The organism is Marinomonas hwangdonensis (assembly GCF_003721245.1).
Classification (GTDB): Bacteria; Pseudomonadota; Gammaproteobacteria; order Pseudomonadales; family Marinomonadaceae; genus Marinomonas; species Marinomonas hwangdonensis.
The window spans coordinates 185,644-207,214 of sequence record NZ_RIZG01000001.1; the positions used below are offsets into that span (position 1 = coordinate 185,644).

Below are 21,571 nucleotides of genomic sequence, written 5' to 3' on the forward strand. Positions count from 1 at the left end.
ATGCGGTTACAATAAAGAGGTAGTGCGGTTTTTTATTGGCCTATATAAAAGAGTAATCAGATAGTCTCAAAAAAGGACTAGCAATACGGTTAGCGCCGCTTTAAATTTGTTTATATCGATCATAAGTTGTCGGGCGTATTGCAGTAGATCTGGCATGTTTCGAATGTATGGTACCGCGGTTTTTGCGTATTAATTAGGTAATGGGAAGGTTATTAAAGGTGAGACGCTCTGTGCTAATTAAATATCTTGAACGTGGATTTGGTATTCAATACACCCATCCTGATTTTCGTTTTCGTGGTTTTTTGTTCTCTGCTTTAGTGCTCATTTCGCTGACGCTCGTGTTTTTTACGTACTACAATATTTTTATTGATTTCTTCGTGCCCATGTTGGTTGCGAATCTTATCGCGCTTATTTTTTGTTTGATGGGAGGATATTACTTACTCGTTCGAAAGCAGCCTAAAATCGCCGCCGTTATATTGCAGCTTCTTGTTTCAATTGACAGTTTTTTTCTGATTTTGATCAGTGGAAATGAAGAGTTCGCCCTTGTATTCGCTTTTTTAACCCCCGTTATGGGCATTTTTCTTTTGGGGTATCTGTGGGGGGCCATTCTCAGTATTATTAACTTTGCCGCCATCTTCTACTTTTGCTTTACTCAAATGGAAACCTGGGGGCCGGTGTTTTTCGATACTGCGAGCTTGATTCATTTCTCAGTGATTTATTTGGTTATTTTGATTGTTTCTTTTTTTTACGATTCCAGTCGTAGAAAAGCTTACCAAATGATGGAAGAGGCAAATTTTAAACTGAGTGAGTTAGCCACCACAGATGCTCTAACCACATTGCGTAACCGTCGCTATCTAGAAGATTGCTTAATGAGTTCTAAGAAAAATCATTATATAGCGATGATTGATGTGGATAATTTCAAGCAAGTCAATGATCTTCTAGGACATGATCAGGGCGATAAAGTTCTAATAGAATTGGCGCGAGTATTAAAAGAAACGGTTGCCCAAAATGACATTGTTGGTCGCTGGGGAGGAGAAGAGTTCGTGATCATTTTTGCTGAACACAATGCGACACAACTGCAAGCTACCCTAGAAAAGCTCAACCAAGCTGTCGCCAGTCATGATTTTGGGATTAAGCGAGACGTAACTGTCAGTATTGGCTCAACCAATCATAATGCCGCCAGTCATAGGGACAGTATACGCACAGTCGATCAAGCCTTATACACTGCCAAAGCAAACGGTAAAAACCGATATTGCATTATGACAGAGGCTACTTAGAGTATTGAGAGTAGATAAGCGGTGATAGCACGTCTTCAACCTTAGAATACGGTATAAGAAAAGCGAAAATCGACTCTGAGGTCACAGTTAGCATGGTGAAATTAACATCAACGCTTTTCCATCGCTTTTGAACATTCCAACAGATGGAGTGTTACCTTGTACGATAATTTCGGCAGAAGCGTTGGTTATTTCAGAGCCCGAGACGCGAATATTACCAAGCTCACTTTGTGGCAAAGTATCATCCACATCAATCGTAAAGCTAACAGAATCGTTTGCTTGAATGCTTTCAATACTAAGAGACAACATGGAATCACCGTCTTCTACCTTGCCTGAAGACAGAAGTTCCATGGTTCCTTTTCTGACTTCAAATGGCTGAAATACGTCAACGCCAGCGCCCGTTGAGGTTGTATCAAAGATAAGACCCCCTGAGCTGTTTGATAAATCCAAATTTAAAATTACATCCTTCAATTCACATTGGCCAGTATTGCTTATGACAAACCGGTCTTTAGGAGCGCTTTCAATGAATGACACTTCTATGTTTGCATGAGCTGAAGCCCCTGCAAAAAGAAATACAGAAACTGCTGCAGGTAAAAGTGCTTTGAACATGGTGCTATCCTTAAATGTTTGACGTCAATAAAGTTTAAACGGCGTCGCCCAACATACAGATCACTATTAAATCGAGCAACCCGTTAATCAGTGTCCATGATAGATGGGAATGGCTCAAACTAGGATTTTAAATGGAAAATTATTTATGGATGATTGATCTAATGTAAACACAAAAGCGATGAGGTAATAATCCTCAACGTATCCCGCTCTTGCTTCAATTCACCCGACCATAAAAGGTTTTGCTTGCGGCTTCTGATAGCGCAATTCCAGGCTGTGAATTATAGGCGAGAACCGCCAACATACGAGTGGTCTCGCCTTATGTTGGTGTGGCTCGGTGAATGGCATTTCGACCACGGAAAAGCACCAATGCGCCAGGTTCGATTGCCAACCTTTTTTCCGACACTCCAGAGCGGGTAATATAACGGCATAGCCTTTCGAGTTTACTTCTATCCTGTGCGTTGCTCATCATGACGCCTGCATGGAGACTAAAGCCTGCCACTTTTGTGGCACAGCCTAACGCAAGCCACTGCTCTGCCATAGGTGAAATGGTTTGCAAGACAAAGACCTTTCGTCATTACCGTCCCCATTCCTTTCCACCCATTTCTACCAACCGAGACGCGGCTCGTCGAAAGGAAAAGGCGAGATCATTGGCTGACGAAAATTGTGCCAGTGACACGCCAATTCGACCCGTCGCCGACCACTCATAATATTTCCCCTCTTTGGTGCGAATCATGGTGGTCGCAAAGGAACTCGAGTTTCCTCCCTTCTCATTGACAATCAATTCTTCATCTCCGTCACTGCTTTCGACTTGCGCTTCAAAATCAACAAACAATTCGTCGAGCGGGACTTGTGCCGCCAGCACCAAGCGGGTGCGAGATTCATAGCACGCGTCAATGAGGGTCACGAATCGTCGCGCTTCGTTGAGGTGATTGGCGTCAAGTTGGGGGACGCGTTCCATGATGATGACCGGAAATCGGCGACACAGAGAAATATAATCGGCCGCCCCGAGCGGTTGGTAGCACAACTCGGAAAAGTCAAACCAGGCGCACCGTTCATTCAATCGGGCGACCTGGACGGTGCGACCAAAGAGGACGGGAATGATCTCGGCCTCAGTTCCGGATGCAGTGCCACCAAATATTTCTTCCAACTGCGCCTGCATGTCCCTATTAATACTATTATCGCCATGATCGTCCTTGTTTGACCAAAAATAGGATTGACCATCCGCTCGACTTTCGAGTCGATAATCCTTCTTAGAATCCTCCATGGAAATAATGTCGGACGTGTCTTTCAACATGTCGATGAATGGCAAAAAGAGGGAGCGGTTTATGCCTCCCTTATACAAGGCATCGGGGGCTCGATTCGAGGTGGCCACCATCACGACATTCCAATCCAATAATAGTGAAAACAGTCGCTTCAAAATCATGGCATCGGCAATGTCTGTCACTTGAAATTCATCGAAACAGAGGAGTTGGGCTTCTTGTGCCAATTGTTGCGCAATGATGGGCAGTGCATCACCTCGTGGGTGCTTCTGTTTGTAGATAAAGATTCGATGATGGACGTCTAGCATGAATTCATGAAAGTGGACGCGGCGTTTGGTCATCTTTGTGTGTTTATGGCTATTATTATTACAGCAAGAATCATCATCAGGAACAGTAACCGACGCGTAAAAGAGATCCATTAAAAAGCTTTTGCCGACCCCGACCGGTCCATAAATGTACATGCCTCGCGGTGGTGTACCAAAAAACCACAAATGTAACTTCTTTCGAAGAAAGGACTGGGCGGATGCCATAGATCGCGCCAGTAACAGTGGACTGCTGCTTGTAGCGCTGCTCTCTGTCGGATCGTCGGTGCGTACGGGTACTGGTGGGAGCAAGGCAAGAGACTCGTGCAGGGCATCGAATTTTGCCGCCAGAGCGACTTGCGCGTCATCTCGTCGTACCTCCCCCGCGTCCACCTTGAGTTCATAAGCCGCTGCCACGGGTCCTGTCGAGAGGCACCGCCGAGCGACCCAATGTTGTGCTATTGTCTTCTTCATCATCATGATTGTCTTCATCGCTTTCTTCTTCATCGATTTATCTTGTCCCGTGTGGCGCTGAGGCGGCGTAACAAACCTAAGTTGATTGTGTTTGTGATCATAGTTATACCAGCTCGTAAACGTTAACACCCACCTCCCGCCTCTTCTAGACTTTTGATCCCATGAGATTAAACAGTGACCCAGCAAAAAGGTTGTCGTTACCCGCTCTGAGACAACTGCATGATGTCGTTACGCCCAGTTCATACGCTTTCGAGTTTGGGGTCAGATCAAAAACTTAATTATTTTGACGAATTAAAAATGAGCCGCCGCTCTATACGTCAAATGACGTATCCCTGTAAGTCATTTCGCGCATACCTTTCTATCGTTGATTTTTTAATACTGGCTCTACGGATTTGAGGTTCTAAACACCTCACCTGAAGACTCAACAATATTCTAAATCACAATAGGACGGCTCCAACTATGAAAATCAAAACGCTTACTTCTGCGATTGTGCTCTCTGGTGCAACGCTTATTGCGCTTCCTTCGCTAGCAGCAGACACAATCAAGGTCGGTGTGTTGCACTCCTTGTCTGGCACCATGGCGATTTCTGAAACCACGCTAAAAGACACCGTCTTGATGATGGTGGATGAGCAAAACAAAAAGGGTGGTTTGTTAGGTAAGAAGATCGAAGCTGTGGTGGTTGACCCAGCATCAAACTGGCCATTGTTTGCAGAAAAAGGTCGTGAGTTATTAACCAAAGACAAAGTGGATGTGATTTTTGGTAGTTGGACATCGGTTTCTCGTAAATCGGTATTGCCTGTATTGGAAGAATTGAACGGTTTGATGTTCTACCCAGTTCAGTACGAAGGCGAAGAGTCGTCTAAAAACGTGTTCTACACAGGGGCGGCGCCAAACCAACAGGCGATTCCTGCGGTGGATTATTTGATGAACGATCTGGGTGTAGAGCGTTTTGTGCTAGCCGGGACAGATTACGTTTATCCACGTACTACCAACAAAGTACTTGAAGCCTATCTAAAAGGCAAAGGCGTTGCTGCCAGTGACATCATGATCAACTACACGCCATTCGGTCATTCTGATTGGCAGTCGATTGTGTCTGACGTCAAAAAATTCGGTAGTGAAGGTAAGAAAACCGCCGTAGTTTCTACCATCAATGGTGATGCCAACGTGCCTTTCTACAAAGAATTGGGTAACCAAGGTATTTCATCGGAAGACATCCCTGTAGTGGCTTTCTCTGTAGGTGAAGAAGAGCTTTCTGGTTTAGACACAAAACCATTGGTGGGGCACTTGGCGGCTTGGAACTATTTCCAAAGCGTTGAAACGCCTGAGAACGAAGCCTTCATCAAGGCTTGGCACGCATACACAAAAAATTCTGATCGTGTAACCAATGACCCAATGGAAGCCACTTATATCGGTTTCAAAATGTGGGCTAACGCGGTAACGAAAGCAGGCACAACGGATGTTGATGCGGTTGAGCAAGCCATGATAGGTCAAACTGTCCCGAATTTAACTGGTGGTATTGCGGTGATGAATAAAAACCACCACTTGAGCAAGCCAGTACTGATTGGCGAGATCCAAGACGACGGTCAGTTTGAAGTGGTTTGGGAAACCGATGGTGTGGTTGCGGGTGATGCGTGGTCTGACTTTTTACCGGGTTCTAAAGATCTGATTTCAGATTGGACGGCGCCGATCAAGTGCGGTAACTACAACACCAAAACTAAGACGTGTTCTGGTCAGAATTACTAATCTAACCCACTCCCAGGGGTAACCTTGACTCCCTGACTGGCCTGTTTGGTTAGGGAGTCATTTTTTCCTTCGAATAATATTCTGATTTTCTCAAGCACTGCGTTTATTAAATGCAATCGCAAAAAATCACCAAAACATGGAGTATGACCTTGAGACGTATCACCTTGAGACATTTCATTGCACTGTGTTGCTGTCTTTTCGGGCTCTTTTCCCTTTCTACTCATGCGACTGAATCGGCTTCTTTGGATCCTTTGCTTGCTGAGTTAGGCGAAGCCAAAATCAAAGACATGGAGCCTATTCTAGTCAAAATCGAAGCCGTATCCGATGAAACCATACTGCCGCTTCTACGCACCTTATTAAACGGCAACTTGTATTACATTAAGGCTGAAAAAAAGGTTATTGGTCAATTTGAAACCAACGGCGAAACCTTTTACAAAGATGTATTTACTAACGAAATTAACACTGGCATTGATAAACCTGATGTCGACAAAATTCGTGTAAACAACAATTTGCGGGGCTATTTACGTAATGCCATTGCCCGCATTCAACTGACGTCCAAATCCCCAAGCGTGCGTGAAAATGCCGTACGCGAATTACTGTCCAAATTAGACGACAGCACAGTGGCGACACTTGAACGTCTTTATCCATATGAGAGCAACAAAAAAGTCAAAGAAGCCATGGGGTTGGCGCTCGCTATGAACACGGCGTCACAAACGGAATTGGCTGTGTCTAACCGTATCGCTGCGATTGAAACGCTTTCCTCTAGTTTAGAAAACGATGTGCGAAATTTACTGACGACCTTAACGCGTGACGACAATGCGGCGGTGGTGACGGCGGCGAATATCGCATTAGAAAAAATCGCACAACGGGCGAATCGTTTTGCCTTTGTCGATCAGTTATTTTTTGGTTTAAGCCTTGGCTCGGTGTTGTTGCTGGCGTCCATTGGCTTGGCGATTACCTTTGGGGTAATGGGCGTTATTAATATGGCCCATGGCGAAATGATTATGCTCGGCGCTTACACGACGTACGTGGTGCAGTTAATGATGCCGAATTACATCGATTATTCGATTTGGGTAGCGATTCCTGCGGCGTTTTTGGTGTCGGGTTTGATGGGCGTGTTGATCGAGCGATTGGTAATTTGTCGTTTGCATGGTCGTCCATTGGAAACCTTGCTGGCGACCTTTGGTATCAGTCTGATTTTACAGCAATTAGTGCGGACGATTTTTTCGCCACTTAACCGTCAAGTCTCCTCACCCAGCTGGATGAGTGGTTCTTGGGAAATTAACCCTGTGTTGTCTCTGACGCTAAACCGTTTATACATTCTTGCCTTTGCTTTGCTGGTGTTCATCGTCTTGGTGATCGTCTTGAAGAAAACGTCCCTTGGTCTAAACGTGCGTGCGGTATCGCAAAATCGCAACATGGCAAAAGCCATGGGTGTAAAAACCAATTGGGTCGATGCGATGACCTTTGGTTTAGGTTCTGGTATCGCGGGTATTGCCGGTGTGGCTTTGAGTCAATTGACCAACGTAGGGCCTAACTTGGGACAATCTTACATTATCGACTCTTTCATGGTGGTGGTGTTCGGTGGCGTGGGTAACTTGTTGGGTACTTTAGTTGCAGCCTTCACTTTGGGTATTGCGACGAAATTTCTTGAACCAACGACTGGTGCGGTTCTCGCAGCGATTCTGGTGTTGGTGTTTATTATTCTCTTTATCCAAAAACGTCCTAAGGGACTCTTTCCACAAAAAGGGAGGGCGGCAGAATGACACGTCTTACAGCTTGGTTTTCTGAAGGGCGCTCGACGGGCAAACACACTCTGCCATTTGTGGTGATTTTATTGAGTGTGACGATTCTTGCTTCGGCAGCGAATCTATTTTTACCCGCCGACTCGATCTTCTATGTCAGCACTTACACCATCACGCTTTTGGGTAAGTATTTGTGCTACGCCATGTTGGCGTTAGCGGTGGATATTATTTGGGGTTATTGTGGAATTTTGAGTTTAGGACATGGGGCGTTTTTCGCCTTGGGCGGTTACGCGATGGGCATGTATTTGATGCGCCAAATCGGTGATCGCGGGGTGTATGGTAATCCTTTACTGCCTGACTTTATGGTGTTCTTAGACTGGAAAGAATTGCCTTGGTTTTGGCTGGGCATGGATCAGTTCTGGTTCGCTATGTTAATGGCGGTATTGGTTCCCGGTCTTTTAGCCTTTGTGTTTGGTTGGTTGGCGTTTCGCTCTCGTGTAACTGGCGTTTATCTTTCCATCATGACGCAGGCCTTAACTTATGCCCTGTTGCTGGCTTTCTTCCGTAACGAAATGGGCTTTGGCGGCAACAATGGCTTGACCGATTTTAAAGAAATCCTTGGCTTTAATTTGCAAGCGGACAGTACACGCGTTGCTTTGTTTTTGATTACAGCGATTCTGCTGGCAGTGATTTTCGTAATCAGCCAGAAGATCTTGTCTTCTCGACTTGGCAAGGTGGTGCTGGCGATTCGTGATTCGGAATCTCGCTCACGCTTTATTGGTTATCGTACCGACAGATACAAGGTGTGGTTGTTTGTCTATTCCGCTGTCATCGCGGGCATAGCTGGCGCTTTGTATGTGCCGCAAGTGGGCATTATCAACCCGGGTGAGTTTTCCCCAATCAACTCTATTGAGATGGTGATTTGGGTAGCTGTGGGTGGTCGTGGCACCTTGATTGGCGCCGTTATCGGGGCCTTATTGGTGAACTACGCGAAAACCCGTTTTACCGCGATTATGCCGGATGCTTGGCTGTTCGCCTTGGGTGCCATGTTTGTTCTGGTTACCTTGTATTTACCGAAAGGTTTGATGGGATTGTATGGTCAGCTAAAGGCCAAGCGAAATGCAGTTATGAATAAGGAATCACAAGCATGAGTACGTTAGATAGCACCCGTGAACTCTTCCGTCGAGATCAGGTTTGGCCATTTCTAGCGCCAGCGCAGGCCGAGGTCAATGTCGGTAATCAGATGATTCTGTACGTGGAAGATTTGAATTTGAGCTTCGATGGCTTCAAAGCGCTAAACAATCTTAATCTTTATATCAACGACGGTGAATTACGTTGTTTGATCGGTGCCAATGGCGCGGGTAAAACCACCTTGATGGATGTGATTACCGGCAAAACTCAGTGTGATTCAGGCACGGTGTTCTTTGGGCAGAACCACAACTTATTGAACAAAGACGAAGCCGAAATTGCGCAGCTTGGTATTGGTCGTAAATTCCAAAAACCAACCGTGTTTGAAGAGCAAACCGTGTTCGATAATTTAGAGTTGTCTCTTAAAACCGACAAGCGTGTATTGCCGACTTTGTTCTCGCGTTTAACACCGACACAAATCGACCGTATTGATGACGTATTAAAAACCATTGGTTTGGCTAAGCATAGATTCATGTTAGCGGGTGCCTTGTCTCATGGTCAAAAACAATGGTTAGAAATCGGTATGTTGCTGGTGGCTGAGCCAAGACTTTTGTTGATCGATGAACCTGTAGCAGGCATGACAGCGCAAGAAACCGAACGTACAGCTGAACTGCTAACGTCTCTGGCGGGTGAGCGTACGGTGATTGTGGTCGAACACGATATGGAATTTGTGCGCAGTATTGCTCGCACGGTAACGGTATTGCATCAAGGTTCTGTCTTGGCCGAAGGCACTATGGATCAGATTCAAAGTAACAAAGACGTGATTGAAGTGTACCTTGGTGAAGAGGCTGCGGCAGGAGAACAGGCATGATTTCAATTAACAAAGTTGATCAACTTTACGGCGGCACACAGATTCTTTGGGGCTTGGATTTAGAGATAGTCCCCGGTTCGATTACTTGCATCATGGGTCGAAACGGCGTGGGCAAAACCACCTTGCTAAAAGCCATCATGGGTTTGTTGCCGATCAAAAGTGGTGAGATCACCATGGAAGGCGAAACCCTAAACAAGCAAAGCGCAGAAAAGCGCGCTTACTCAGGTATCGGTTACGTTCCTCAAGGTCGAGACATTTTCCCCATGCTCACCGTAGAAGAAAATTTGCGCATTGGTTTACCTGTACGAAGTAAACGCACCAAAGACAGTCCGAAAGACATCCCAGAGAAAATCTTTGAGCTTTTTCCGGTATTGAAAGACATGTTGCATCGTCGTGGTGGTGATTTATCTGGTGGTCAACAGCAGCAACTGGCCATTGGTCGCGCCTTGGTGTTAGAGCCAAAAGTCTTGATCTTGGACGAACCAAACGAAGGCATTCAGCCCAACATTGTGAAGCAAATTGGCGATGTGATTTTAAAGCTAAATGCGGAAGAAGGTTTAACCGTTATCTTGGTGGAACAAAAGCTCGGTTTCGCCCGTCGCGTGGGTAAAGAATTTCGTCTGATGGAAAAGGGACGCATTGTAGCGGCGGATAAAATGGAGAATCTCAACGACTCGCTAATAAAACAATACTTGGCGGTCTAGTTTTTCAGGTCTAGTTTTTGCATTGGCTCAATAAGCAGTTATTTGGCAAAACAAAATTTTAAGCCTGTAGACCAGCCGTCAGGATGACGGCGAAGGCCCAACCGGCACAGGGAGGTGCCGTATGGGCCGGGTCGAAGGATGAATTTTATTGGAGCCACCATAAAAACTAACAATAATCGAGAACATAACTTCTGTCGCCATGTGTGAAAACGCTTATAGGGCATCAATGAATAATAAACATAATCTTGCTTTGGCAGAACAATACGACCAAAAGCCGCTGCCAGAAACAAACATGCCAGTGACGGGGGAAGCTTCACACTGGCATGCGTTTCTGACCTTAGGCTTTTCTCAAACAACTCGCGGTACTGTGTTGAAAACCTGTGATCACAAAGGGCCTTTGTACGTACAAAAGCCCTTTTATCCTGAAGGTCGAGACACGGCGCACGTCTATTTATTGCATCCACCGGGCGGTTTGGTATCGGGAGATCGCCTCACGATTACGGCAAACTTAGCCGAAAATACACACGTTTTAATCACTACGCCGGGTGCTGGTCGTGTTTATCGTGCTCGTAAAGATAAAACCCTACAACATCAAATTACCCAGTTGAACGTGGCTGAAAACAGCTTAATGGAATGGTTACCACAAGAAACCATCCTCTATCCGAATGCTCATACTCGCCTTGAAAACTGCATCGACCTTGCTGATAACGCTAAGTTCATCGGCTGGGAAATCACTTGCTTTGGCTTGCCAGCTAACAAAGAAGATTTTGGCGAAGGCCACGCAGAGCAAGGCTTTCAGATTCGTCAGAATGGTCGTCTTAAAGTGCGAGAGCGCTTGGTGATAGACGATAGCAGCCGTGCTGTTTTTACGGCCAAAGCCGGACTAGATGGTAAACCTATTAATGGTTTGATGATTGCGGGGCCTTTTGATTCAGTCAATCAAGACGATTTGATCAATTCTTTACGTCATCACTGTACCCAGCATGGGTCATTAAGTGGCGTAAGCATGGTAGGCGAGTACATCTTAGTTCGCAGTCTTCACGATGATTCGGAACAAGTGAAACAGCTATTTATCCAGTGCTGGCGCGATATTCGTCCCACATTAATCAACAAAGAATCCAACGAACCGAGAATTTGGTCGACCTAAAACGGTGCGGGTGATCCATTTTGGTTCATATAAATCTATTTAAGAGTGACATGAAGAGGCATTAAATAAAAATGGAACTACTCCCAAGAGAAAAAGACAAGCTGCTTGTATTTACTGCAGCCTTGCTTGCCGAACGTCGTTTGAATCGCGGTCTTAAATTGAATTACCCTGAAGCCATGGCGTATATCACCATGGAAATTATCGAGGGCGCTCGCGATGGTAAAACCGTGGCGGAGTTGATGGCGTTTGGTAAGACAGTATTGAGTGCGGAACAAGTGATGGATGGCGTGGTGGAATTGATCCACGAAGTGCAGGTGGAAGCGACTTTCCCAGATGGGACGAAACTTGTCACCGTTCATAATCCTATAAATTAGGGAAGGAGAACCTCCATGATTCCAGGTGAAATACAGGTAGCCGCAGGCGTTATTGAACTCAATGTAGGGCGCAAGACGGTGAAAGTTCGTGTTGAAAATACCGGTGATCGTCCTGTGCAAATTGGCTCCCATTACCATTTTTATGAAGTAAATCCCGCTTTGTCCTTTGATCGTGCTGTGACGAAAGGCTTTCGTCTGAACATTGCTTCTGGCACCGCGGTGCGCTTTGAACCCGGCCAAGGTCGCGAAGTGGAGTTGGTCGAATACGCTGGCACGAAAACCATTTATGGCTTCCGTGGTGACGTCATGGGCACATTGGGAGGAGCAGAATAATGGCGACGATGGATAGACACAGTTACGCGCAAATGTTCGGTCCAACCACGGGCGACCGCTTGCGTTTAGGCGATACCGATATCTGGATTCAGGTGGAAAAAGATTTCACCGTGTATGGCGACGAAGTGAAATTCGGCGGTGGCAAGGTCATCCGTGACGGCATGGGGCAAAGCCAAGTGACCAATGATGTTGCCGTGGATTTGGTGATTACCAATGCCTTGGTGCTGGATCATTGGGGCATTGTGAAGGCGGACGTTGGCATCAAAGAAGGCCGTATTTTTAAAGTCGGTAAAGCCGGTAATCCAGACGTGCAAGATAACGTCGATATTGTGATTGGACCGGGAACGGAAGTCATCGCTGGCGAAGGTTCTATTTTGACCGCGGGTGGCATCGATGCGCACATTCATTTTATTTGTCCGCAGCAAATTGAAGAAGCCTTGACCTCTGGCGTCACCACCATGATTGGCGGCGGCACAGGGCCTGCGACGGGAACCAAAGCGACGACGTGTACGCCGGGACCTTGGTATCTTGGCAAGATGTTACAAGCCACCGACAGCATGCCGATGAACTTGGGCTTTTTGGGCAAAGGCAACGCCAGTCTGCCAGAAGCCTTAGAAGAACAGTTAGAAGCCGGCGCTTGTGGTCTGAAATTACACGAAGATTGGGGCACCACGCCCGCGTCGATTGATTGTTGTTTGAGTGTGGCGGAAAAATACGATGTGCAAGTGGCGATTCACACCGACACCTTGAACGAATCGGGTTTTGTCGACAGCACCATTGATGCCTTTAAAGATCGCGTGATTCACACCTACCATACAGAAGGCGCAGGCGGCGGTCACGCTCCCGATATTATTCGCGCGGCGGGTAATCCGAATGTTTTGCCATCGTCGACCAATCCAACGCGCCCTTATACGCGCAACACGGTAGACGAGCATTTAGACATGCTGATGGTGTGTCATCATTTAGATAGCAATATCCCAGAAGACGTGGCCTTTGCCGATTCACGTATTCGCAAAGAAACCATCGCAGCAGAGGATATTTTTCATGACCGTGGTGCCTTCAGCATGATCTCGTCTGACTCCCAAGCCATGGGTCGAGTAGGCGAAGTCGTGACTCGCACATGGCAAACTGCACACAAGATGAAGCAGCAGTTTGGCTTATTACCAGAAGACCAAGAGCTTGGTGCCGATAATTTTCGTGCACGTCGTTACATCGCTAAATACACCATTAACCCAGCGATTGCTCATGGTATTAGCCATGAAGTGGGCTCCATTGAGCCTGGCAAAATGGCGGATTTAGTCTTGTGGAAGCCCGCTTTTTTTGCAGTTAAACCTTCAATGATTATTAAAGGCGGTATGATTGCTAGCGCGCCAATGGGCGATCCTAATGCCTCTATTCCGACACCTCAGCCCGTGCATTATCGTCCTATGTTTGGTTCGTTTGGTAAGGCTGCTGCGGCGACGTCTGTGACCTTTGTTTCTCAGGCAGCACTGAACAATGGCCTGAAAGAATCGCTCGGTTTGGATCGGACTTTGGTGGCCTGTAAAAACACACGCAATATTTCCAAGCTCGACATGATTCATAACGATTGGCTGCCGAACATTACCGTCGATCCGCAAACCTATGAAGTGCGCGCCGATGGCGAATTATTAACCTGTGAGCCAGCTGAAGTATTGCCCTTGGCTCAGCTTTACACTCTCTTTTAGGAAGTTAGCATGCTAGATATTTACGAAAGATTAGGCACCCATTGTCACGATCCAGTTCACACTACTGTGACGCTAACTCATGAACAGCGTGACCGCGGTAGATTGAAACTTATAGGTGACAATAGCGAAGAGGTTCGTGTGTTTCTTGAGCGCGGTAAGCCACTGTTAGTCGGAGAGTTTTTAAAGTCCGAATGCGGCAAGATAGTGCAAGTTAATGGCGCGGTGGAAGACGTAGCCCATGCCAGCTGTGAAGACTGGGAAGCTTTTTCCAAAGCCTGTTATCACTTGGGTAATCGTCACACCAAAATCCAAATTGGCGAACGCTGGTTGCGCATCAAACCGGACCACGTTTTAGAAGACATGCTGCACATGCTTGGTTTGATCGTTACCCATGAAGAGGGCGTGTTTGTCCCAGAATCTGGAGCTTATAGTCATGGGCACAGTCACCACTAGCACAGTCACTAGTAACATTGTCACCACTGACATTAGCTTATTACGGCTTTTGCAGCTAAGCAGCGTCGGTTTGCCAGTGGGTGGTTTTGCCTTTTCCCAAGGCATGGAATACGCCATCGATCAAGGCTGGGTTAAAAATAAAGCCGAAGTGTCCGATTGGATCGGTTTGCAGCTGCAGCAGTCTGTGGCGCGTGTGGATTTACCTGTGCTGCGGTTATGTATGGCTGCGGCCAAGCAGCAAGATACAGAACGATTATTCGAGCTGAATGATTTGGTGTTAGCTTGCCGCGAAACCAAAGAGCTGCGTTTAAACGATACCGCCATGGGCGAAGCCTTATTTCGCTTGATGGGCAGCTTGCATATAGACACGCCGTTTAAGCGTTTAGACGAAATGAGCTTTGTCATTCTGTTTGCCATTGCAGCGAGCCATTGGAGCCTGAAACCTGATCTTGCTTCATTGGGTTTTGCGTGGTCTTGGCTGGAAAACCAAATCGCAGCGGCGACCAAATTGGTTCCTCTTGGGCAAACCCAAGCACAAGAATTGTTAGGTGAATTACAGACAGACATTCGGCACGCCATTGCCATGTCGTTAACCATTGAAGAAGACCGCATTGGCGCGGGATTACCAGCCATTGCCATTGCCAGTGCTCAGCACGAAACACAATATTCGCGGCTTTTTCGCTCTTAAGTGTATTTTAAAAGGAACCCAGTATGAAAAAACAAACGTTACGAATTGGTGTAGGTGGTCCAGTAGGATCAGGAAAAACGGCGTTGCTGCGTTCTTTATGTAGCGCGATGCGTGACCATTACAACATTGCCGTGGTGACCAATGATATTTATACCCAAGAAGACGCGAAGTTCTTAACTCAGCATGAAGCCTTGGATGCGGACCGTATTATCGGTGTCGAAACCGGTGGTTGTCCGCATACGGCGATTCGTGAGGACGCGTCGATGAACTTAGCGGCGATTGATCAATTATTAGAGCGCCATGGCGAATTGGATGTGGTGTTTGTGGAAAGTGGTGGCGACAACCTGAGCGCGACTTTTAGCCCAGAGCTGTCAGATTTTACCATTTATGTCATTGATGTCTCCGCAGGCGACAAGATTCCTCGTAAAGGTGGCCCCGGTATTACTAAGTCCGATTTGTTGATTATTAATAAAACTGACTTAGCGCCTTTGGTTGGTGCGTCTTTGGATGTGATGGCGCACGACGCCAAGACTCAACGAGGTGATCGTCCGTTCATCTTTTCGAATCTAAAAAAAGCTCAAGGCTTGGATGAGATTATTCAGATCATTGTGTCTGAAGGCATGTTGGAAGCAAAAGAAATTCCAGCAGCAAAAGCCGTCGTTTAGAAATATGCGGATTTGAATTAAAAGTATTAGGAGATAGATTATGAGTGCAATGAAAGAAAGAGTATTGAAAACAAAAGGTTTGTTGGTATCGGCTTCTGTTTTAGCGTCAGGTTCCGTTCTTGCTCATCCGGGGCATGAACAGGCTTCTAGCGTTATGACGGGTTTTGCTCACCCGATGGGCGGTTTGGATCACCTTTTAGCCATGGTGGCGATTGGTCTTTGGGCCGCGAGCATGGGGGGTCGCGCTTTGTGGGTGATTCCGGCCGCGTTTGTTGTGACCATGTTGTTAGGTGGTGGCTTAGCCGTGGCGGGTTTGACTGTGCCATTTATTGAGCAAGGGATTCTATTGTCTGTCATTGTATTGGGCGCTTTGGTGTTGTTTGCTAAGCGCTTACCAACAGCGGTTTGCGTGGCAATTGCGGGTGGCTTTGCGTTATTCCACGGAGCCGCCCATGGAATGGAAATGCCATTGAATGCTAATGGTCTGCAATATGCGCTGGGCTTTGCTTTGGCAACGGCAGGCTTGCATCTAGTTGGACTTGGCTTTGGGCAGTGGATGGTTAAAATCGGTACGCCTTTAGTAGCACGCATGAGTGGTTTTATTATTACTGTGGCAGGTTTAATGCTGGCTTTTGTTTAACTTACTTTTGCTCAACAAAAGACACGCCATTTTATAGCCTGACCGTGAGACTTTATGACGGCTGCACAAAAGATCTTTAAAGTGCGACGCCACTATAATAAGTGGGTCGCCAATCAAACCATGGAAGATTATGCCCTGCGATATACCTCAAGGCATGACAGCGCTTCTACGCACAGTTATGCCATGACCATCGAGCGAATAGGTCATACAGCGCTTGGTGCAACGGCGTTTTTGGCACTTGAAGGGTTGGCCGCGGTTATTACTCTGGCGTACGGTTTTACCAACGCGGTGGCGGCGATTCTCACCGTGTTGGCTGTGTTTTTTGTGACGGGTTTCCCCATTGCCTATTATTCTGCTAAGCATGGTTTAGACATAGATTTATTGACTCGAGGAGCCGGCTTTGGCTACCTCGGATCGACCATTACCTCACTGATTTATGCCACTTTCACCTTTATTTTCTTTGCCATTGAAGCGGCTATTTTAGCCTCGGCGATGGAGGTGTTGTTGGGCATACCTTTGGCACTGGGCTATGCGCTTTCTTCTTTTTTTGTGATACCCATTGTAACGCACGGGATTCGCGCTATCAGTCGTTTTCAAAACGGCACTCAATGGATCTGGTTGGTGTTACAAGTCGCGGCTATCGGTGTGGTAGTTACTCAGGAATACCAAAATTTTGAAGGCTGGACGCAATACACTCCGGTGGATTTACCGCAAAGTCAGTATTTTGATTGGATTCTGTTTGGTTCGGCAGCGTCTGTATTATTTGCCTTGATGGCGCAGATTGGTGAGCAAGTCGACTACTTACGATTTTTTCCTATAAAGAACAAACAAAATCGTCGTCGCTGGTGGTTTTGGCTTATTTTAGCGGGTCCTGGCTGGGTATTTATTGGTGCAATCAAAATGCTATTGGGTTCGTTTTTAGCCTATTTGGCAATTTCCGATGGCGCCAGTACGATACAAGCCACAGACCCAACCTATTTGTATCAGCGCATTTTTTTCTTTTTAACCACGTCTCCTACCACAGCATTACTTTTAGCCGCGGTGTTTGTGTTTATTTGTCAGATGAAAATCAATTTGACTAATGCCTATGCTGGCTCTATTGCTTGGTCTAATTTTTTCTCTCGTTTAACCCATTCTCATCCGGGTCGTGTTGTTTGGCTCGTTTTTAACGTGATGATTGCTTTGTTGCTGATGGAGTTGGGAATTTATCAAGCGTTAGGTGCTATTTTAGGTGTATTTGCTATCGCCGCGGTGAGTTGGCTAGGCAGTTTGTCAGCGGATTTATTAATCAACAAACCCTTGGGGTTAAGCCCTAATTATGTCGAGTTTAAACGCGCGCATTTATACGACATTAACCCTGTTGGAACGGGCTCGATGTTGATCGCAACGACCTTGGGTTTAGTGAGTTATTTAGGTGTCTTTGGCGAAGTGGCGAAAAGTCTATGTCACTTTATTTCGCTGGGTTCTTGTTTTGTTTTTGTGCCGCTGATTGCTTGGATTACCAAGGGCAAATATTACCTTGCGCGTCAAAGCCCAGAACTGATTCCGATGATCGAGCTGGCAAAGCAGCGTAACCCTAAGTATGTCACTTTGACCTGCGGGATTTGTGAGAATGCGTTCGAAACAGAAGACATGAGTTTTTGCTCAGCTTATATGCAGCCGATTTGTTCTTTGTGTTGCTCCTTGGACGTGCGCTGTTTAGACAGCTGTAAGCCACAAGCGAGCATAGGTCAGCAGAGTGATTATTTTTTAAAGCTTTTTTTGCCCAAAAGCTTAGTAAAAGCACTGAATTCTCGTTTGGGGCGTTTTGCGTCGTTATTGTTGATGATCAACATTGTTAACGCGGCACTGATGATGTTGATTTATAAACAAATGGCACCGAGTTCACCTAGTGAGGAACTCTTGCTGCAAAATACTATGTTAGCGCTGTTTTTCACCTTGTTAATTGTGTCTGGGGTGTTGTCATGGTTGTTTTTATTGGCTCATGAAAGTCGAGTGGTGGCGCAGAAAGAGTCTAATCGACAAACGAGAAAGTTGATTCGCGAGATTGATGCTCACCAAGAAACGGATAAAGCATTACAAAATGCTAAAGAGCAAGCTGAGCGGGCAAATGAGGCGAAAAGTCGTTATCTTACGGGTATTAGTCATGAATTACGTACTCCGCTGCAATCTATTATTGGCTATGCGCAACTCTTGTCGGAAAAAGCCAATACGCCATCTGGGCATCAAAACGGCTTAGATATTATCCATCGCAGTGGTTTGTATTTGGCGGATTTGATTGAAGGTTTGTTGGATATTTCGAAGATCGAAGCGGGGCGCTTTGATCTGTACCGCAATACGATGGATTTGCCGAAATTGATCGATCAGTTAAACAGCATGTTTGCCATGCAGGCTCGTGACAAAGGTATTCAATTGCAATCGAAAATTCTCGCGCCTTTGCCTCAACACGTGGTAACAGACGAAAAGCGTTTGCGACAAATTTTGATCAATTTGTTGTCAAATGCGGTGAAATACACGCCAAAAGGATCGGTTTTGTTCGAAGTGAATTATCGCAACCAAGTAGCGGAGTTTGTCATTCGAGACACGGGTGTTGGTATAAAAGAAGGTCATTTAAAACGTATTTTTGATCCGTTTGAGCGAGTCCGTGACATCAGCACCGGCAATTTACCCGGCACAGGCTTGGGCTTGACCATAGTGAAGTTGCTGACGGAAATTATGGGCGGTGATTTGCAGGCGCATTCTGTGGTCGGCGAGGGCAGTGAGTTTCGCGTTAGCCTGATGTTGCCTTGGGTCAGCCAAGGCGATGGCTCGGCTTATGAAAATAAACGCATCGTGAGTTATCGTGGTTATCAGCGTACTCTGATGGTAGTGGATGATGATCCTGTGGTGCGCGGTTTGTTGTCGGATATTCTCGTGCCGCTTGGTTTTAATGTCTTGGAAGCCGCCGATGCTGAAAGCTGCTTGGATGAGCTGGAATCCTGTTCGCCAGATTTATTCGTATTAGATGTCTCAATGCCCGGAATGGATGGTTTGAGCTTGGCTAAGCTGTTACGAGATCGCACTTATACTACGCCGATTATTATGTTGTCCGCTGACGCTGCTGAAAATCAGCGTAAGCCTGACGAGCAAGCGGCATTTAATCAGTATTTAGTCAAACCGGTGAACAACAGTGCTTTGTTGGATGCGATTAAAAACTGGCTGGTGCTGGAGTGGGTATATCAAGAAACAGAAATAGACACCTTGGCACCGATTGCTATTGAGAAGCTTTCGAGCAGCAGTGAAAAAACGGATCAGATCGCGTCAGATGAGCAACAACAAGTTAACATTCCAGACCATGAAAGTGTGCGCGAATTGATGGCGTTCGCTGAAATGGGTTACAAAAAAGGCGTGCGTGGCGTGCTGGATCAATTGGCTAAAACAGATGTGATGGCCCCGAGCCATTTGCAGCAATTGGAAAGTTTGTATCAAAGTTTTCAGTTCGATGCGATTGCTCAGTACATACAGCAACATTCCTCATAATGAGCGCTATAAAGTGGAACCAGTAATGATAACCCCAAGCAATAAAAGTGACATTGTATTAGTGGTCGACGACTCGCCAGATGCGTTGAGCCTAATTCATGACACCTTGGAAGCGGCCAAAATGGATGTGCTTGTCGCCCTTGAAGGCAAGCAAGCCTTAACTATTGCTCGACGGATTCGACCTGACATTATTTTGCTCGATGCTATCATGCCGAATATGGATGGTTTTGAAACTTGTCGAGCGCTCAAAGCCGACCAAAGCTTGGCATCGATTCCGGTTATTTTTATGACAGGGTTGAGCGATACCGATGACATTGTGCGTGGTTTAGAAGCGGGCGGCGTGGATTATCTTACTAAGCCAATTCAACCCAATGAGTTGATTGCTCGCATGCGTGTGCACTTGTCTAATGCTCGTTTGAGCAACAACGCGCAATCAGCCCTTGATAGCATGGGACAGTATTTGATGACGACAACCTACGCAGGGGAAATCGCTTGGGCAACGCCGCAAACTTACGCCTTGCTTGCCAAAGCACGCGCTAGCAGCGAATGGCAAAGTACGGAACTCGCCTTGCAAATACGTCTTTGGTTAGCTCATCAACCTGTGGTGGGTAACCTGTTGAAACTCAGCGGTTTGGACTATCCTCTGGCGCTGAAAATGATGGGCGTCACCGAGCAAAAAGAAGTGCTATTACGACTGGAGGACGGTGATAAACCAGCAGGTCCTGCTTTGTTGAAGAAAGAGCTTGATCTAACGGATCGAGAATCAGAAGTGTTGCACTGGATTGCCAATGGTAAGACCAACCGGGAAATCGCCGAAATTCTCGAAATGAGCCCGCGTACAGTTAACAAGCATCTAGAGCAAATTTTTCCAAAACTTGGTGTCGAAAATCGTACTTCAGCCGCTGGTGTGGCGCTGCGGGTATTGTCGGCTGAGCGTTAACTATGTCAGTTGAATGTTTAGGTAAGCATCTACCTATTTTATAAGCTCATAAATTACTCTATGCTGCTGTTTTATCGCATCGTGAAAGGTGTCTTCCTCATGTCTAATAAGTTGTCTACAGAACTGCCTATCCAGTACAAAGTGAATCAGGTAATTACGGCGGCTCAGTTTATTGAGCTGCTGTCGAAAACCACATTAGGTGCGCGTCGTCCTATTGATAATCTAGAGACAGTCAACGCAATGCTGGAAAACGCCAATTTGTTGATTACGGCATGGCAGGGTGAAGCTTTGGTTGGGGTGTCTCGTTCGGTGACGGATTTTGCTTTTTGCTGCTATTTATCAGACTTGGCGGTGGACGAAACAGTGCAAGCCTCCGGAATCGGTAAAACCTTAGTGCGCATGACCAAGGAAGCGTTACAACCTAAGTGTTCTTTGATTCTTTTGTCTGCTCCTCAGGCAGTGGATTATTATCCTAAAATTGGTTTTACTCAGCACAATAGTGCGTGGGTACTGACGAATATTGATGATTTGAAATAATATAACTTGACCCGAATTTTTAGCTAACGCCTACTAGGCTTAGAGTAATGCTTCTTAAATTCAGTCGCATTTTATTACCTAGAAAAGGATATAGGACGTTAGTTATGAAGATAACAGATTTACCCTTTGGTGTGACAGATTGGCAAAGTGTGGAGAAGACTACCCATAAAGGTGAAAGTGGGTTCGCTTATTGGAAGACAAAGCAGTTTGGCGATATCCGTGTGCGTCTGGTGACATACTCGGCTGGGTATTTGGCGGATCATTGGTGTACTAAAGGTCACATACTTTTTTGCATCAGTGGCGAGCTAAAAACAATTTTAAAAGACGGCCGTACCTTTGTTTTGTCTGCCGGCATGAGTTATCAAGTGGCTGATGACGCTGAACCTCATCGTTCTTCAACATCTGAAGGGGCAACATTGTTTATTGTCGATTGAGGCATTGCCCCCCAGATATATCTGGA

At 46.2% G+C, this 21,571-nt stretch carries 21 protein-coding genes; 18 read left to right on the forward strand and 3 right to left on the reverse strand.

Annotated features, from left to right (window positions below):
- The first annotated feature begins 230 nt into the window (after nucleotides 1–230).
- Nucleotides 231–1,277, forward strand: a complete 1,047-nt coding sequence (locus EBI00_RS00845; RefSeq protein WP_158600723.1) for a GGDEF domain-containing protein — start codon at nucleotides 231–233, stop codon at nucleotides 1,275–1,277.
- Nucleotides 1,278–1,364: 87 nt separating this feature from the next.
- Here the strand turns inward: EBI00_RS00845 and EBI00_RS00850 are convergent, their stop codons facing one another.
- From EBI00_RS00850 to zapE, 3 genes are all read right to left on the reverse strand, one after another.
- Nucleotides 1,365–1,883: a hypothetical protein gene (locus EBI00_RS00850; protein WP_123094044.1), complete on the reverse strand. Its 519-nt coding sequence runs from the start codon at nucleotides 1,881–1,883 to the stop codon at nucleotides 1,365–1,367.
- Nucleotides 1,884–2,199: 316 nt separating this feature from the next.
- The gene (locus tag EBI00_RS16035) at nucleotides 2,200–2,439 is read right to left on the reverse strand and encodes a transposase (RefSeq protein ID WP_421930355.1); all 240 of its coding nucleotides are present in this window, start codon (nucleotides 2,437–2,439) and stop codon (nucleotides 2,200–2,202) included.
- A gap of 18 nt (nucleotides 2,440–2,457) precedes the next feature.
- Nucleotides 2,458–3,951, reverse strand: a complete 1,494-nt coding sequence (gene zapE / locus EBI00_RS00860; protein ID WP_206612535.1) for a cell division protein ZapE — start codon at nucleotides 3,949–3,951, stop codon at nucleotides 2,458–2,460.
- A 426-nt stretch (nucleotides 3,952–4,377) separates the two neighbouring features.
- Here zapE and urtA point away from each other — a divergent pair, with 426 nt between their 5' ends.
- The 17 genes from urtA to EBI00_RS00945 all read left to right on the forward strand — a co-directional run bounded on the left by urtA (nucleotide 4,378) and on the right by EBI00_RS00945 (nucleotide 21,545).
- Entirely contained in the window at nucleotides 4,378–5,661 is a 1,284-nt protein-coding gene (gene urtA, locus EBI00_RS00865) for an urea ABC transporter substrate-binding protein (RefSeq protein WP_123094045.1), read from the forward strand.
- 143 nt (nucleotides 5,662–5,804) lie between these two features.
- Nucleotides 5,805–7,427 carry an urea ABC transporter permease subunit UrtB gene (urtB, locus tag EBI00_RS00870; protein ID WP_123094046.1) on the forward strand — a complete coding sequence of 541 codons (1,623 nt, stop codon included), beginning with the start codon at nucleotides 5,805–5,807 and terminating at the stop codon, nucleotides 7,425–7,427.
- Nucleotides 7,424–8,557: an urea ABC transporter permease subunit UrtC gene (gene urtC / locus EBI00_RS00875; protein ID WP_123094047.1), complete on the forward strand. Its 1,134-nt coding sequence runs from the start codon at nucleotides 7,424–7,426 to the stop codon at nucleotides 8,555–8,557. The genes urtB and urtC overlap by 4 nt, the downstream gene beginning before the upstream one ends.
- Nucleotides 8,554–9,405: an urea ABC transporter ATP-binding protein UrtD gene (urtD, locus tag EBI00_RS00880; protein WP_123094048.1), complete on the forward strand. Its 852-nt coding sequence runs from the start codon at nucleotides 8,554–8,556 to the stop codon at nucleotides 9,403–9,405. Before urtC ends, urtD begins: the two co-directional genes overlap by 4 nt.
- Nucleotides 9,402–10,109, forward strand: coding sequence for an urea ABC transporter ATP-binding subunit UrtE (urtE, locus tag EBI00_RS00885; protein ID WP_123094049.1), 708 nt, complete (start codon nucleotides 9,402–9,404; stop codon nucleotides 10,107–10,109). Before urtD ends, urtE begins: the two co-directional genes overlap by 4 nt.
- 226 nt (nucleotides 10,110–10,335) lie before the next feature.
- Nucleotides 10,336–11,256 (forward strand): urease accessory protein UreD, encoded by a 921-nt coding sequence (locus tag EBI00_RS00890; protein ID WP_123094050.1) that lies wholly within the window; start codon nucleotides 10,336–10,338, stop codon nucleotides 11,254–11,256.
- Nucleotides 11,257–11,327: 71 nt separating this feature from the next.
- Nucleotides 11,328–11,630, forward strand: coding sequence for an urease subunit gamma (locus tag EBI00_RS00895; RefSeq protein ID WP_123094051.1), 303 nt, complete (start codon nucleotides 11,328–11,330; stop codon nucleotides 11,628–11,630).
- Between the two features lie 15 nt (nucleotides 11,631–11,645).
- On the forward strand, nucleotides 11,646–11,963 hold the full coding sequence (locus tag EBI00_RS00900) for an urease subunit beta (RefSeq protein ID WP_123094052.1): 318 nt from the start codon (nucleotides 11,646–11,648) through the stop codon (nucleotides 11,961–11,963).
- Nucleotides 11,963–13,669, forward strand: coding sequence for an urease subunit alpha (gene ureC, locus EBI00_RS00905; protein ID WP_123094053.1), 1,707 nt, complete (start codon nucleotides 11,963–11,965; stop codon nucleotides 13,667–13,669). Before EBI00_RS00900 ends, ureC begins: the two co-directional genes overlap by 1 nt.
- Nucleotides 13,670–13,678: 9 nt before the next feature.
- Nucleotides 13,679–14,122 (forward strand): urease accessory protein UreE, encoded by a 444-nt coding sequence (locus tag EBI00_RS00910; RefSeq protein ID WP_123094054.1) that lies wholly within the window; start codon nucleotides 13,679–13,681, stop codon nucleotides 14,120–14,122.
- On the forward strand, nucleotides 14,103–14,810 hold the full coding sequence (locus tag EBI00_RS00915; protein WP_123094055.1) for an urease accessory protein UreF: 708 nt from the start codon (nucleotides 14,103–14,105) through the stop codon (nucleotides 14,808–14,810). The genes EBI00_RS00910 and EBI00_RS00915 overlap by 20 nt, the downstream gene beginning before the upstream one ends.
- 23 nt (nucleotides 14,811–14,833) lie before the next feature.
- Nucleotides 14,834–15,475, forward strand: coding sequence for an urease accessory protein UreG (ureG, locus tag EBI00_RS00920; protein WP_123094056.1), 642 nt, complete (start codon nucleotides 14,834–14,836; stop codon nucleotides 15,473–15,475).
- A gap of 40 nt (nucleotides 15,476–15,515) precedes the next feature.
- Entirely contained in the window at nucleotides 15,516–16,115 is a 600-nt protein-coding gene (locus tag EBI00_RS00925) for a HupE/UreJ family protein (RefSeq protein WP_241556911.1), read from the forward strand.
- Between the two features lie 54 nt (nucleotides 16,116–16,169).
- Nucleotides 16,170–19,634 carry a hybrid sensor histidine kinase/response regulator gene (locus EBI00_RS00930; RefSeq protein WP_123094057.1) on the forward strand — a complete coding sequence of 1,155 codons (3,465 nt, stop codon included), beginning with the start codon at nucleotides 16,170–16,172 and terminating at the stop codon, nucleotides 19,632–19,634.
- Between the two features lie 25 nt (nucleotides 19,635–19,659).
- Entirely contained in the window at nucleotides 19,660–20,574 is a 915-nt protein-coding gene (locus EBI00_RS00935; protein WP_123094058.1) for a response regulator transcription factor, read from the forward strand.
- A gap of 99 nt (nucleotides 20,575–20,673) precedes the next feature.
- Complete coding sequence (locus EBI00_RS00940; RefSeq protein ID WP_206612536.1) at nucleotides 20,674–21,111, forward strand: GNAT family N-acetyltransferase; 438 nt, start codon at nucleotides 20,674–20,676, stop codon at nucleotides 21,109–21,111.
- Between the two features lie 104 nt (nucleotides 21,112–21,215).
- Nucleotides 21,216–21,545, forward strand: a complete 330-nt coding sequence (locus tag EBI00_RS00945) for a DHCW motif cupin fold protein (RefSeq protein ID WP_123094059.1) — start codon at nucleotides 21,216–21,218, stop codon at nucleotides 21,543–21,545.
- Nucleotides 21,546–21,571 lie beyond the last annotated feature (26 nt).

What these genes read in the sequence shown, in the direction of transcription:
- EBI00_RS00850 (WP_123094044.1), bottom strand. Translation starts at nt 1,883, where the DNA reads ATGTTCAAAGCACTTTTACCTGCAGCAGTTTCTGTATTTCTTTTTGCA.
- zapE (WP_206612535.1), bottom strand. Translation starts at nt 3,951, where the DNA reads ATGAAGAAGAAAGCGATGAAGACAATCATGATGATGAAGAAGACAATA.
- urtA (WP_123094045.1), top strand. Translation starts at nt 4,378, where the DNA reads ATGAAAATCAAAACGCTTACTTCTGCGATTGTGCTCTCTGGTGCAACG.
- urtB (WP_123094046.1), top strand. Translation starts at nt 5,805, where the DNA reads ATGACCTTGAGACGTATCACCTTGAGACATTTCATTGCACTGTGTTGC.
- urtC (WP_123094047.1), top strand. Translation starts at nt 7,424, where the DNA reads ATGACACGTCTTACAGCTTGGTTTTCTGAAGGGCGCTCGACGGGCAAA.
- urtD (WP_123094048.1), top strand. Translation starts at nt 8,554, where the DNA reads ATGAGTACGTTAGATAGCACCCGTGAACTCTTCCGTCGAGATCAGGTT.
- urtE (WP_123094049.1), top strand. Translation starts at nt 9,402, where the DNA reads ATGATTTCAATTAACAAAGTTGATCAACTTTACGGCGGCACACAGATT.
- EBI00_RS00890 (WP_123094050.1), top strand. Translation starts at nt 10,336, where the DNA reads ATGAATAATAAACATAATCTTGCTTTGGCAGAACAATACGACCAAAAG.
- EBI00_RS00895 (WP_123094051.1), top strand. Translation starts at nt 11,328, where the DNA reads ATGGAACTACTCCCAAGAGAAAAAGACAAGCTGCTTGTATTTACTGCA.
- EBI00_RS00900 (WP_123094052.1), top strand. Translation starts at nt 11,646, where the DNA reads ATGATTCCAGGTGAAATACAGGTAGCCGCAGGCGTTATTGAACTCAAT.
- ureC (WP_123094053.1), top strand. Translation starts at nt 11,963, where the DNA reads ATGGCGACGATGGATAGACACAGTTACGCGCAAATGTTCGGTCCAACC.
- EBI00_RS00910 (WP_123094054.1), top strand. Translation starts at nt 13,679, where the DNA reads ATGCTAGATATTTACGAAAGATTAGGCACCCATTGTCACGATCCAGTT.
- EBI00_RS00915 (WP_123094055.1), top strand. Translation starts at nt 14,103, where the DNA reads ATGGGCACAGTCACCACTAGCACAGTCACTAGTAACATTGTCACCACT.
- ureG (WP_123094056.1), top strand. Translation starts at nt 14,834, where the DNA reads ATGAAAAAACAAACGTTACGAATTGGTGTAGGTGGTCCAGTAGGATCA.
- EBI00_RS00925 (WP_241556911.1), top strand. Translation starts at nt 15,516, where the DNA reads ATGAGTGCAATGAAAGAAAGAGTATTGAAAACAAAAGGTTTGTTGGTA.
- EBI00_RS00930 (WP_123094057.1), top strand. Translation starts at nt 16,170, where the DNA reads ATGACGGCTGCACAAAAGATCTTTAAAGTGCGACGCCACTATAATAAG.
- EBI00_RS00935 (WP_123094058.1), top strand. Translation starts at nt 19,660, where the DNA reads ATGATAACCCCAAGCAATAAAAGTGACATTGTATTAGTGGTCGACGAC.
- EBI00_RS00940 (WP_206612536.1), top strand. Translation starts at nt 20,674, where the DNA reads ATGTCTAATAAGTTGTCTACAGAACTGCCTATCCAGTACAAAGTGAAT.
- EBI00_RS00945 (WP_123094059.1), top strand. Translation starts at nt 21,216, where the DNA reads ATGAAGATAACAGATTTACCCTTTGGTGTGACAGATTGGCAAAGTGTG.